The organism is Vibrio aphrogenes, assembly GCF_002157735.2.
GTDB lineage: Bacteria > Pseudomonadota > Gammaproteobacteria > Enterobacterales > Vibrionaceae > Vibrio > Vibrio aphrogenes.
The window spans coordinates 1,082,594-1,094,493 of record NZ_AP018689.1 but is presented as its reverse complement, the minus strand read 5'-3'; the positions used below and the strand labels follow the sequence as shown (position 1 = coordinate 1,094,493).

Sequence of the window (11,900 nt, the reverse complement as noted above, 5' to 3'; positions counted from 1 at the left end):
TTTACTCATAGGCTATTGATTCTGATAGCACAAAGCCGGATAGTCCCACTTTCTGAGCCAACAGGCTAAACCTAATGAGTATCAATATGAACACTGAGAATTGTCCAAACTGCCAACGTCAACAAGCGCCTTTTGCACACATGTGCCCTCATTGTGGATACCACTTTGAAATGCAAGATTTTGGCTATGCTCGTGACCTACCCGAAGACTTTCATCAGCAAAGTGACGATTTTGTCAGTTTTCGTTGGTGGGGCTTGTGGTCTACCTTACATTTGATTGGCTCAACCATCAGTTTTTTCGTGGCCATGGAATATGATATTTATTGGTTGGCCGCTTTGATGGGGGTGATTTTTGTGTTGAGCATGTACTCACTCAAATTCAATCGCTATGCCTTTACTGCTTTAACCGTGATTACCCTTGATCCCATCCAATATTGGATTAACTATCGTTATGGTAAATCACGTTGGAATCGACCTGAGCTCGATAATACGCTCTAAAGCCGGTGCTCTTTGATTCACTCAAAGCAAGGTTTAATTAAAGCTAGAATTGATTAAATCTAAGGCTTGAGTAACACGTTGACAAAAAAGCCCCTTCGCAGTGTGAAGGGGCTTCTTGTTATTATACGTGATCTTTCATTATTCAATCTTGAGCTTTGATTATTCAAATGGCGTTGGATCGCCCGCACCACGACGGACTACCACCATATCATCATCACTGAAATCCACCACGGTCGTTGGCTGCTCACCTAAGAAACCACCGTTCATGATCAGATCCACTGAATATTCCAGTTTATCGCGAATATCATCAGGATCGGACTCAGCATAATCATTACCCGGCAAAATTAATGTAGTCGACATTAATGGCTCGCCAAGTGCTTCTAGTAAATCCAAGGCAATTTTATTATCCGGTACACGGATACCAATGGTTTTACGTTTCGCATTCATCAAACGACGCGGCACTTCTTTTGTGCCTTTGAAAATAAAGGTATACGCCCCTGGGGTGTTATTTTTTAATAATCGAAATGAAGTATTATCAATACGCGCGTAAAGTGATAATTCAGAAAGGTCACGGCATAAAAGCGTAAAGTTATGCTTATCATCTATTTTACGAATACGACAAATACGCTCTAAAGCGCTTTTATTTTCAAGCTGACAACCTAGGGCATATCCCGAATCGGTTGGATAGACAATTACGCCCCCATTACGAATAATCGCCACAGCTTGATTAATCAAACGAGCTTGAGGATTCTCTGGGTGTAAATAAAAAAATTGGCTCATTGATACTCCTACTTGAGATAACAATTAACATCTCATTCCATCCAATTAAGAATAGACAAGATCTTAATATATTGGCTATTCAGACTCACTGATTGCGGTTGCTTGAATCTGCAAATGAGCGATCTGTTGCCAATCTTTCCACACAGGTTCAACACCTGAGGGTAACCATAAATTACGGCCTAACTCTGTCCACGGGGAAGGATAATGAAAATCCGAACCTTGTGAGGCTAATAACCCGTTGGCAATGGCATAGTCGGCTAATGTTCTTCTTTCTTGCTGAGATTGTTGTGGCTGCGCAACTTCCATTGCATCGCCACCAGCGTCAACGAATGCAGCAATTAAACGCTTCAACCATTTCGCTGTCAATTGATAACGCCCAGGATGTGCGAGCACTGCTTGCCCACCTGCGGCATGAATCGCTTTTACAGCCTCTTCAATACCACACCATACCGGAGGCACATAACCCGGGTTATTACGGGTTAGGTACTTTTTAAACACTTGTTGCATGGTTTTCGCATAACCATTTTCAACTAACCATTTAGCAAAGTGAGAACGCGTGATCGCAGCATCGCCAGCAATCAGCTTGACCTCTTCTAACACCCCTTCCCTGGTATGTTTGGCTAAACGAGCTGCCATTAATTCCGAGCGTTCTACACGACGTTGTTTTTGCGCCTTGATCAATGTCACCAATTCAGGGTGATGAATATCCACCCCAAGACCAACGATATGAATGTCTTTGTTTTGCCAAACGGTTGAAAACTCAATCCCTGTCACTAGATGTAGCGCCAATGCCTTATCGTCAATATAGTGCTGAGCTGAAGTAATGGCATCCACATTATCATGATCAGTGATGGCCAAGACATCAAGGTTCATTTCAACGGCTCTATCAATTAACTGTGTTGGGGTTAATCGTCCATCAGAGCAGGTGGTATGGCTGTGTAGATCAATTCTCATGCTAATAACCGGTTAATAATTTAAACAAAAAATAAAAAAATGCTTGACTCAAAACCATGTACTAGTTTACTAGTTCAAAAGAACCAACCTGAATTTTTAAATGGCAGGGTAATTAATGACAAGCTCAATGTTACAAGATCATAACATCATTCCTAATCGTGCTGTAGCTCGTTCTCGCAATTTCTCTTGGCGAGTGTGGTTGATCTCTGCGATAACGTGGGTTTGCACTGCTTAACGGTTTTCATATCGTCAATAAAGTAACCAGCCCGCCTCTAAATCGCGGGCTTTTTAATGCCCAATTGAATACTTAATCAACAATGATACTATTTCCGTTAAACACAGCGCACACATTGAATCAAAACCGCTTAGGAAACAAGACGGTTATGCGACTATCAAAACAGCGCAGCAGCTAATTTCCCAAGACATTTTAGGAAGCTTGGGTTGAAACGGAATTCAACGATAAATAAAGGGAAGTCTTATGAATAAGGCCGCAAAAATTCATCAAGAGACAATTAGCCATAAACACCCCATTGACGTGTTTCAGATCCATACTCCCTATTTGGAAGATCCAACGGAAGTTTTTCATGCCTTATGTGTCAATGATAATGCACTCGAAACCCAAAACAGCTTATTACTGGAAAGTGCTGAAATCAGCTCTAAAGAAAACTTAAAAAGCTTATTGCTGATCGATGCAGCAATACGCATTGAGTGTCGAGGCCAACAAGTCACTTTAACCGCTAAAACTCAAAATGGTCAGCACTTATTACAAGCGGTTCAAGCCAATCTTCCCGCCTCGATTTTAGTGGAACAAGGGCCAAAACAATTTACCTTACAATTCACCACAGCCAATCAAGACCTCGATGAAGATTCACGCCTACGTCAACCATCTAGCTTTGATGCCTTACGAGTGGTTCAGCACAGTTTTGATTTACAACAACTACCCGACTCGTTAGGCGTAAACAAAAAGCTCGCTATTTTTATTGGCGGTGCTTTTGCTTATGACTTAGTGGCCAACTTTGAACAATTAGGCGCAGCAGAAGCCGGTGATCGCTGCCCAGATTACGTATTTTATGTCGCAGAAACATTGATGATTTTTGACCATCAAACTCAACAATGCAGCGTACAAGCCACCGCGTTTAATAGCACCAATACTATCAAGGCTCAGTTGCAACAACGCTTGGCCGAAATTGCCGAGCATTGCACCGATGTTTCTCCTTTACCTCAAGCTACCGAAGTCGCGGACATGTCAGTCCAAACCAATATTAACGATGAGGATTTTTGCCAAATTGTTCGTGACTTAAAGCAGTACGTTATCCAAGGTGATATTTTCCAAGTCGTTCCTTCTCGTCGTTTTTCATTACCGTGCCCTTCTCCTTTATCGGCTTACAAAGCGCTCAAACAAAGCAATCCAAGCCCTTACATGTTCTATATGAAAGATGAGTTGTTCACCTTATTTGGTGCGTCCCCTGAAAGTGCTCTGAAATACGATGCCGACAATGAACAAATTGAAATTTACCCGATTGCCGGAACTCGCCGCCGAGGTAAAAACGCCAATGGCAGCATCAATTTTGATTTAGACAGCCGTATTGAATTAGAACTGCGTAATGACCAAAAAGAAAATGCCGAACACATGATGTTGGTTGATTTGGCCCGTAACGATGTGGCACGCATTGCGACTGCCGGTTCACGCCATGTGGCCGATTTACTTAAAGTAGACCGCTATAGCCATGTCATGCACTTAGTATCACGCGTGGTCGGTGAATTGCGTTGCGATCTGGATGCCTTACATGCATACCAAGCTTGTATGAATATGGGAACATTAACCGGAGCTCCTAAAATTCGCGCCATGCAATTGATTCGTGATGTAGAAAAACAGCGTCGTGGTACTTATGGCGGTGCGGTTGGTTACTTAACAGGTGAAGGTGATTTGGATACTTGCATCGTCATTCGTTCAGCGTACGTGGAAAACGGCATCGCACAAGTACAAGCAGGAGCTGGCGTGGTATTTGATTCCGACCCGCAATCTGAGGCCGATGAAACCCGAGGCAAAGCTCAAGCGGTTATTTCAGCCATTCAAGCTACTCATCAAAGCTCACCGTCGACTCAACAAGGTTAAGGATTATCCCCATGGCGAATATTATTTTTATCGATAATTTTGATTCATTTACCTATAACCTGGTTGATCAATTCCGTTCACTTGGTCATACGGTGACGATTTACCGAAATAGTTTGGCAGCAGCCACCATTGAACATGCGGTGATGACGCTCGATAACCCGATCGTGGTGTTATCCCCCGGTCCTGGCAAGCCATCAGAGGCTGGCTGTATGCCTGAGCTTATTCAAGGTTTAAAAGGCAAAGTGCCGATGATTGGTATTTGTCTTGGCCATCAAGCCATTGTGGAAGCTTATGGCGGTAAGGTTGCCGGCGCAGGTGACATTGTTCATGGTAAAGTTTCGATGATGGTGCACGATAACCACCCAACCTATCACGGTTTACCTTCACCATTTGCGATTGCACGCTACCACTCTTTAGTCGCCACAGAAGTCAGCGCAGCATTGACTGTCACAGCAAAAGTAAATGGGCTGGTGATGTCGGTGGTGGAAGAAAATCATAAAGTATGTGGTTTTCAATTTCACCCCGAATCAATCATGACAACTTATGGCGCAACACTTTTAGAAAATACGATTAATTGGGCATTAGGGAAATAACGCCACGAGCCTCGAACCTCGAACCTCGAACCTCGAACCTCGAACCTCGAAAGAATTATAAGGACATTATTATGCAAGACATCATCAACAAACTGTATGCCCAAAGCCATTTGACCGAACAAGAAAGCCACACTTTATTTGATAGCATCATTAAAGGGGAAATGGACCCTATTTTATTAGGTGCCGTCTTAACCTCTTTAAAGCTCAAAGGGGAAACCCCAGACGAAATCGCCGGTGCCGCGCAAGCTTTACTGACTAACGCAGCGCCATTCCCACACATTGACGGAGAATTTGCTGACATCGTCGGAACGGGGGGAGACGGTTCCAATACTATTAATATTTCCACCACCGCCGCCTTTGTTGCCGCTGCATGTGGCGTCAAAATTGCGAAGCATGGTAATCGTGGTGTCTCAAGTAAATCAGGTTCTTCTGACCTCCTCGATTCATTTGGAATCAACCTTTCCATGTCGCCAGAAAAAGCAAAATCGGCTATCGAAGAGATCGGCGTTGCCTTTTTATTTGCGCCGCAATATCACCAAGGTGTTCGTCACGCCATGCCTGTCCGCCAAGCAATGAAAACACGCACCATATTTAATGTACTTGGCCCTTTAATAAACCCTGCTCGCCCTAAAATTGAATTAATGGGTGTGTATGATGAGAACTTAGTCAGACCCATTGCTAAGACCATGCTCAATATGGGAATGAAACGTGCAGCCGTAGTGTTTGGCAGTGGATTAGATGAAGTAGCAATTCATGGCCCTACGCTCGTCAATGAACTCGTTGATGGTGAGATTAAAGAATACACGCTTACGCCTGAAGATTTTGGCGTAAAAACTTACCCGTTAGAAGCAATTAAAGGTGGCGAACCCGAAGAGAACCGTGCCATTATCACTAAGATATTAAATGGTGAAGGAACCGAGGCACAAGTGTCCGCTGTCGCAGTCAATGTCGCTTTACTTTTACGCTTATTTGGCCATGAAGATCTGAAAGCCAATACGCAAAAAGCGATCGATGTCATGAACTCAGGCAAAGCCTATCAGCTTGTCACTCGACTGGCCGCTCACGGATAAACAAGGAGTAACAATTGGAAACCGTATTAGCAAAAATCGTTGCCGATAAACGAATTTGGGTTGAAGAGCGTAAAAAGCAACAACCATTAGCAAGCTTTAAATCGACACTCACAGCCAGTGACCGAGATTTTTACCAAGCCTTAAAGACTGGCAAAACCGAGTTTATCTTAGAGTGTAAAAAAGCCTCGCCATCAAAAGGTTTGATCCGCGATGATTTTAACTTAGATTACATCGCCTCTGTCTATGCACGCCATGCCAGTGCCATTTCCGTCTTAACTGACACTAAATATTTTCAAGGTGAATTTGAATTTTTGCCACAAGTCAGACAACACGTGACTCAACCCGTATTGTGTAAAGACTTCATGATCGACGAATACCAAGTGTATCTGGCTCGTCACTATCAAGCCGACGCCATTTTATTGATGCTTTCAGTCTTAACTGATGAAGAATATCTGCACTTAGCTGACGTTGCTCGTTCCTTAAAGTTGGGTTATTTAACTGAAGTCAGTAATGAGGAAGAGTTAGAGCGAGCGATTGCCTTACAAGCACCCGTTGTCGGCATCAATAACCGTAACTTACGTGATTTATCGATTACTTTAGAACGCACCAAAGCCTTAGCGCCACGCTTGCCTAAAGACACGGTCGTCATTTCAGAGTCAGGTATCCACCATCATCAGCAAGTAAAAGAACTGTCTCATTTTGCCAACGGCTTTTTGATTGGTAGTTCACTCATGTCTGAAGACAATTTAGAACTTGCCGTTCGTCGGGTGATTCTTGGTGAAAATAAAGTGTGCGGCTTGACCCATCCAGATCACGCGAATTTGGCATATCAAGCCGGTAGTGTGTATGGTGGGCTTATCTTTGCTCGTCAATCCAAGCGCAAAGTCAATGTCGAAGAAGCTCGCCTCATCATGAGTGGCGCACCATTACATTATGTGGGTGTCTTCCAAAATCAACCGATGGATGAAGTCGCACAAACCGCCCATCAGCTTGGCCTAGCTGCCGTACAATTGCATGGTAATGAAAGTCAAGCCGAGGTTACTCAATTACGTGCGTTATTGCCCAAGACCGTCAAAATTTGGAAGGCTTATGGCGTGAGTGATACGCTGCCAAGCTTGCTCGACAAACATATAGATAAACACTTATTAGATTCACAAGTTGGACAACAATCAGGAGGAACTGGAGTGAGTTTTGATTGGACCCTATTAGACAAAGGCAAGACCTCAACCGCACACCGCCAAAACATCATGCTGGCGGGTGGGTTATCCCCTGACAACATTGCACAAGCCAGTCAACTTGGCTGCATTGGTCTGGATCTCAATTCTGGCGTTGAAAGTGAACCAGGAATTAAAGACGCAGGGAAACTGCAAGCTGCATTTGAAGCATTACGAAATTATTAATCCGCCGGTGTTATAGCACCAATAAGGACAGAGAAAGGATTGTATTTATGGCGAAGTTAGATGCCTATTTTGGAGAGTTTGGTGGGCAATATGTACCACAAATTTTAGTACCGGCGCTTGATCAACTTGAACAAGCGTTTATTGATGCGCAACAAGACCCTGAATTTCAAGCGGAGTTTATGGGCTTATTACAAGAATACGCAGGCCGCCCAACCGCATTAACCTTGTGTCGTAATATGACCAAAGGGACCAAGACCAAGCTGTACTTAAAACGTGAAGACTTATTGCATGGCGGCGCACATAAAACCAACCAAGTACTCGGTCAAGCGTTACTTGCAAAACGCATGGGCAAAAAAGAAATTATCGCTGAAACAGGTGCCGGTCAACACGGCGTTGCCACCGCACTCGCGTGTGCCCTACTCGATTTAAAATGCCGCGTCTATATGGGGGCCAAAGACGTTGAACGCCAAAGCCCGAATGTCTTTCGCATGAAGCTCATGGGAGCTGAAGTTATCCCCGTGCATTCAGGTTCAGCGACCTTAAAAGATGCGTGTAATGAAGCGCTTCGTGATTGGTCAGCCAGTTATGAGGAAGCGCACTATTTATTAGGCACCGCCGCTGGCCCACACCCTTTCCCCACCATTGTGCGTGAATTTCAACGAATGATCGGTGAAGAAACGAAAAACCAGATTCTAGCCCGCGAAGGCTGTCTACCTGATGCCGTCATCGCTTGTGTCGGTGGTGGCTCTAATGCCATTGGTATGTTTGCCGATTTTATTCCTGATGAACAAGTTCGCTTAATCGGTGTTGAACCAGCCGGTCTAGGTATCGATACTGACCAACACGGCGCACCATTAAAACATGGTAAAACCGGCATCTTCTTTGGGATGAAATCCCCATTAATGCAAGACGAACATGGGCAAATTGAAGAATCTTACTCGATTTCAGCCGGCTTAGATTTCCCATCGGTTGGGCCGCAACATGCGCACCTTAACGCAACTGGCCGAGCGGAATATGTATCAATTACCGACCAAGAGGCCTTAGATGCCTTCCAAAACTTAGCATCTCATGAAGGGATTATCCCGGCGCTAGAGTCCTCTCATGCGTTAGCTTATGCGCTGAAAATGGCTTATGCCGAACCAGACAAAGAACAGCTATTGGTGGTTAATTTATCCGGTCGAGGAGATAAAGACATTTTCACAGTGCACAAAATCTTAGCCGCTAATTCAGATAAAGATCAGGGAGCGATATAATGACACAAGCACACTCTACTCGTTATCAATCGCTCTTCACTCGTCTGAAAGCGAAAAATCAAGGCGCCTTTGTTCCATTTGTCACCATTGGCGATCCAAACCCTGAGCAATCTCTTGCGATTATGAAAACCTTGATTGCTGCTGGAGCCGATGCACTGGAATTAGGATTACCATTTTCCGATCCATTAGCCGATGGCCCAACCATTCAAGGTGCTAACATTCGTGCGCTCGATGCAGGCACAACACCCGATGTCTGTTTTGATTTAATTGCACAAATCCGCGCGGAAAACCCAGAGTTACCGATTGGCCTTTTAGTGTATGCCAACTTAGTTTATGCACGTGGCATTGATAACTTCTATGCTCGTTGTCAGCAAGCAGGTGTCGACTCGGTATTGATTGCCGATGTCCCAACTGGCGAAAGCGCACCATTTAATCAAGCCGCTAACGCTCACGGCGTTGACCCTATCTTCATCGCCCCGCCCACCGCAAATAAACAGACCCTTAGTGATGTGGCGCAGTTAGGAGGTGGTTATACTTACTTGCTCTCGCGCGCCGGCGTGACTGGGGCAGAAACCAAAGCCAATATGCCTGTCACCGCCTTACTGGATCGCCTCAATCAATTTAATGCTCCCCCAGCCTTACTTGGATTTGGAATCTCCGAACCAAGCCAAGTTGAAGAAGCTATTAAAGCCGGTGCCGCTGGCGCTATTTCTGGCTCAGCGGTGGTCAAAATCATTGAAAATAATGTCGCTGACCCCAAAGCCATGTTGCAGGCATTGCACGATTTTGTGCATGCGATGAAGCAAGCGACTCAAATGTAAGGCTGATGGCTTTTATGACTAACTTAATGTCAATATAAGCCGTCACCATCATTCAAGCCCGTTACACGTGTTCATAAAATGCGTTCAACGGGCTTTTTTTGTAGCAAAACATCTCTAAGTGGTTTTCATTTTGCTTTAATTGGTTAGACTTAGCCTCATTCTTGCTATCGCGGCAGCTTTGACTCAGAACTCACAACGTTTGACTCAAACACCTCGACGGCGTTATTTGCTGCAACGACATAAAAAATGGTATCTCATGAAGCAATTAATAGATTTTATTCCTCTGGTCATCTTTTTCTTTTTATACAAAAGCTACGATATCTATGTAGCGACTGGCGCATTGATTGTTGCGACAGCAATTCAAGTTGCAGTCACTTATGCGTTATATAAAAAAGTCGAAAAAATGCAATTAATTACCTTTGCGATTGTTGCGGTATTTGGTGGCATGACCCTCTTCTTCCATAATGATAATTTCATCAAATGGAAAGTCACCATTATCTATGCTCTATTTGCTATCGGGCTATTAGTGTCGGATTTCTTAGGCAAACCGGTTATCAAAGGGATGTTAAGCAAAGAGATCACCGTACCTGATATTATCTGGAAACGCATAAACCTTGCGTGGGTTGGCTTTTTCTCGGTATGCGCGTTATTAAATATTTACGTAGCTTATGAACTTCCTTTAGATGTTTGGGTCAATTTTAAAGTCTTTGGCCTATTAATCGCTACCTTCGCCTTTACGATTTTATCGGGCATTTACGTCTATAAGCACATGCCAAAAGAAAGCCAAGAATAGCGTAAACTATCGGCACTCAAGCCTCTTATTAGTTGAAAGTGATTCCATTACTGTCATAATTTACGACAGTAATGGATTTTTTATTTAGGAAAAAATATGAGCACCCCAACAATGGATGCCCCTCGTGGTTCAATGATTCTTCGTACCCTTGCCATGCCGGCAGACACCAACGCAAATGGTGATATTTTCGGTGGTTGGATCATGTCCCAACTTGACTTAGCTGGCGCAATTTTGGCTAAAGAGATTTCCAACAGCCGTGTCGTGACAGTTTCAGTATCAAGCATTACCTTTAAACAACCGGTCAAAGTCGGCGATGTCGTTTGCTGTTATGGTGAATGTATTAACATTGGCCGCACTTCGATGTCAGTCGCACTGGAAGTATGGGTAAAATCTGTCAGCCATGAAGGCGTGGGAGAGAAAAATAAAGTGTGTGAAGCAACCTTTAACTATGTGGCGATTGATAGTGAAGGTAAACCCAGAGCAGTGAAACCTGACTAACCCGCTCTCTAATATGATAAATCAATAGGCTACTCCACGCGCTTTTAGTTGTGAACGGTAGCCTTCTTTTTATCAGCAGCGTATGATGAATCTCTAATTCAATTCGATAAAAGGACTTCCCATGTGGTATGTGATTTTTTCTCAGGATGTTGAGAACTCTCTTGAAAAGCGAATGAGTGTACGTGAACGTCACTTAGCCCGCTTGGTCGCCCTAAAAGAAGAAGGACGTTTATTAGTCGCCGGTCCAATGCCTGCGATAGACAGTGAAAATCCAGGTGAAGCAGGCTTTACCGGTTCAACCGTTATCGCAGAATTTAACTCTCTTGAACAAGCTCAAGCGTGGGCCGATGCCGATCCTTATATTGAAGCCGGCGTTTATCAAAACGTCATTGTTAAACCGTTTAAAAAAGTACTGCCTTAATATGACTATCTCTTTTAAAACCCCACTATTCGCCCTCTTGGCCGCCAGCCTTCTTGCTGGTTGTGCTTCACAGCCAAACGAGGTCGAAATGATGGCAGATCATCGCGCGAACGTTATCGAAGCAGGGTTACCTTTTAAGCTTGGCCCATTAAATGTCATGCATGCTAAAGCAAAAGGCAATACGGTCAATTTATTAATGATTTATAATAGTACCGGTAGCATTGCTCCTAGTGCCTTAGTCGATGCCAGTGTTAAAAGCTATTGCCAAAGTAATGAAGTGCGTTCAGTGCTCAAAAAAGGCGTGATTTATCAGATCACCGTACGCAGTGAGCGCGGAAAATTGTTGGTGGATGAGAATATCAGCGAACAAACTTGCGCGGATTTAGAAGACGCTAGCTAATCCAAATCAGATAAAAAACACCCGATTGAATAGCAACATTCAGTCGGGTGTTTTCATTTCATTGATTAAATATCATGTACAAAATCGATCAGTAGCGGTAAGCCATAAATCCAAAAGGCATACACGCCACCGACAATAAGCACCAGCCACAAAATGGATCTAAACACTTTAGATTTCACTTTACTATTAAATGGGTCAGGTTCTCCGCATCCTGGACACGCATAAGCACGTTTTGAAATGGATTTCTCACATACAGGGCATTGAGCTAATGGCATATTATCACATCCTTATTCATCTGCTTTCT

14 protein-coding genes are annotated in these 11,900 nt (G+C 43.8%); 11 read left to right on the top strand and 3 right to left on the bottom strand.

Going from position 1 to position 11,900, the window contains the following annotated elements; all coding sequences use genetic code 11:
• Window positions 1-86: 86 nt before the first annotated feature.
• The gene (locus tag VCA1004_RS05045) at window positions 87-497 is read left to right on the top strand and encodes a hypothetical protein (RefSeq protein WP_086984477.1); all 411 of its coding nucleotides are present in this window, start codon (window positions 87-89) and stop codon (window positions 495-497) included.
• A 159-nt stretch (window positions 498-656) separates the two neighbouring features.
• On the opposite strand, the gene VCA1004_RS05040 is transcribed toward VCA1004_RS05045, so the two are convergent.
• Together VCA1004_RS05040 and rnm are read right to left on the bottom strand one after the other, a co-directional pair.
• Window positions 657-1,277 (bottom strand): L-threonylcarbamoyladenylate synthase, encoded by a 621-nt coding sequence (locus tag VCA1004_RS05040; protein ID WP_086984478.1) that lies wholly within the window; start codon window positions 1,275-1,277, stop codon window positions 657-659.
• A gap of 75 nt (window positions 1,278-1,352) precedes the next feature.
• Window positions 1,353-2,231 (bottom strand): RNase RNM, encoded by an 879-nt coding sequence (gene rnm / locus VCA1004_RS05035; protein ID WP_086984479.1) that lies wholly within the window; start codon window positions 2,229-2,231, stop codon window positions 1,353-1,355.
• 478 nt (window positions 2,232-2,709) lie between these two features.
• Between rnm and VCA1004_RS05030 the strand changes: the two genes are divergently transcribed.
• The 10 genes from VCA1004_RS05030 to gspS2 all read left to right on the top strand — a co-directional run bounded on the left by VCA1004_RS05030 (window position 2,710) and on the right by gspS2 (window position 11,596).
• On the top strand, window positions 2,710-4,347 hold the full coding sequence (locus VCA1004_RS05030; protein WP_086984480.1) for an anthranilate synthase component 1: 1,638 nt from the start codon (window positions 2,710-2,712) through the stop codon (window positions 4,345-4,347).
• A gap of 11 nt (window positions 4,348-4,358) precedes the next feature.
• The gene (locus VCA1004_RS05025) at window positions 4,359-4,940 is read left to right on the top strand and encodes an aminodeoxychorismate/anthranilate synthase component II (RefSeq protein ID WP_164520827.1); all 582 of its coding nucleotides are present in this window, start codon (window positions 4,359-4,361) and stop codon (window positions 4,938-4,940) included.
• Window positions 4,941-5,011: 71 nt separating this feature from the next.
• Window positions 5,012-6,010, top strand: coding sequence for an anthranilate phosphoribosyltransferase (trpD, locus tag VCA1004_RS05020; RefSeq protein ID WP_086984482.1), 999 nt, complete (start codon window positions 5,012-5,014; stop codon window positions 6,008-6,010).
• Window positions 6,011-6,024: 14 nt separating this feature from the next.
• Window positions 6,025-7,410, top strand: a complete 1,386-nt coding sequence (gene trpCF, locus VCA1004_RS05015; RefSeq protein ID WP_086984483.1) for a bifunctional indole-3-glycerol-phosphate synthase TrpC/phosphoribosylanthranilate isomerase TrpF — start codon at window positions 6,025-6,027, stop codon at window positions 7,408-7,410.
• 47 nt (window positions 7,411-7,457) lie between these two features.
• Window positions 7,458-8,663 (top strand): tryptophan synthase subunit beta, encoded by a 1,206-nt coding sequence (gene trpB / locus VCA1004_RS05010; protein ID WP_086984484.1) that lies wholly within the window; start codon window positions 7,458-7,460, stop codon window positions 8,661-8,663.
• Entirely contained in the window at window positions 8,663-9,484 is an 822-nt protein-coding gene (gene trpA / locus VCA1004_RS05005; protein WP_086984485.1) for a tryptophan synthase subunit alpha, read from the top strand. Before trpB ends, trpA begins: the two co-directional genes overlap by 1 nt.
• Before the next feature lie 256 nt (window positions 9,485-9,740).
• Window positions 9,741-10,277: a septation protein A gene (locus VCA1004_RS05000; protein WP_086984486.1), complete on the top strand. Its 537-nt coding sequence runs from the start codon at window positions 9,741-9,743 to the stop codon at window positions 10,275-10,277.
• 96 nt (window positions 10,278-10,373) lie between these two features.
• Window positions 10,374-10,775 (top strand): acyl-CoA thioester hydrolase YciA, encoded by a 402-nt coding sequence (gene yciA, locus VCA1004_RS04995; protein WP_086984487.1) that lies wholly within the window; start codon window positions 10,374-10,376, stop codon window positions 10,773-10,775.
• Between the two features lie 121 nt (window positions 10,776-10,896).
• On the top strand, window positions 10,897-11,196 hold the full coding sequence (locus VCA1004_RS04990) for a YciI family protein (protein WP_086984488.1): 300 nt from the start codon (window positions 10,897-10,899) through the stop codon (window positions 11,194-11,196).
• 1 nt (window position 11,197) lies between these two features.
• Window positions 11,198-11,596 (top strand): type II secretion system pilot lipoprotein GspS-beta, encoded by a 399-nt coding sequence (gspS2, locus tag VCA1004_RS04985; RefSeq protein WP_086984489.1) that lies wholly within the window; start codon window positions 11,198-11,200, stop codon window positions 11,594-11,596.
• A 65-nt stretch (window positions 11,597-11,661) separates the two neighbouring features.
• Here gspS2 and VCA1004_RS04980 read toward each other — a convergent pair whose 3' ends face one another.
• Window positions 11,662-11,871, bottom strand: a complete 210-nt coding sequence (locus VCA1004_RS04980) for a hypothetical protein (protein WP_086984490.1) — start codon at window positions 11,869-11,871, stop codon at window positions 11,662-11,664.
• Between the last annotated feature and the right edge of the window lie 29 nt (window positions 11,872-11,900).

Bases quoted from the DNA above. Each gene is read 5' to 3' on its own strand.
- VCA1004_RS05045 (WP_086984477.1), top strand. From the start codon at position 87: ATGAACACTGAGAATTGTCCAAACTGCCAACGTCAACAAGCGCCTTTT.
- VCA1004_RS05040 (WP_086984478.1), bottom strand. From the start codon at position 1,277: ATGAGCCAATTTTTTTATTTACACCCAGAGAATCCTCAAGCTCGTTTG.
- rnm (WP_086984479.1), bottom strand. From the start codon at position 2,231: ATGAGAATTGATCTACACAGCCATACCACCTGCTCTGATGGACGATTA.
- VCA1004_RS05030 (WP_086984480.1), top strand. From the start codon at position 2,710: ATGAATAAGGCCGCAAAAATTCATCAAGAGACAATTAGCCATAAACAC.
- VCA1004_RS05025 (WP_164520827.1), top strand. From the start codon at position 4,359: ATGGCGAATATTATTTTTATCGATAATTTTGATTCATTTACCTATAAC.
- trpD (WP_086984482.1), top strand. From the start codon at position 5,012: ATGCAAGACATCATCAACAAACTGTATGCCCAAAGCCATTTGACCGAA.
- trpB (WP_086984484.1), top strand. From the start codon at position 7,458: ATGGCGAAGTTAGATGCCTATTTTGGAGAGTTTGGTGGGCAATATGTA.
- trpA (WP_086984485.1), top strand. From the start codon at position 8,663: ATGACACAAGCACACTCTACTCGTTATCAATCGCTCTTCACTCGTCTG.
- VCA1004_RS05000 (WP_086984486.1), top strand. From the start codon at position 9,741: ATGAAGCAATTAATAGATTTTATTCCTCTGGTCATCTTTTTCTTTTTA.
- yciA (WP_086984487.1), top strand. From the start codon at position 10,374: ATGAGCACCCCAACAATGGATGCCCCTCGTGGTTCAATGATTCTTCGT.
- VCA1004_RS04990 (WP_086984488.1), top strand. From the start codon at position 10,897: ATGTGGTATGTGATTTTTTCTCAGGATGTTGAGAACTCTCTTGAAAAG.
- gspS2 (WP_086984489.1), top strand. From the start codon at position 11,198: ATGACTATCTCTTTTAAAACCCCACTATTCGCCCTCTTGGCCGCCAGC.
- VCA1004_RS04980 (WP_086984490.1), bottom strand. From the start codon at position 11,871: ATGCCATTAGCTCAATGCCCTGTATGTGAGAAATCCATTTCAAAACGT.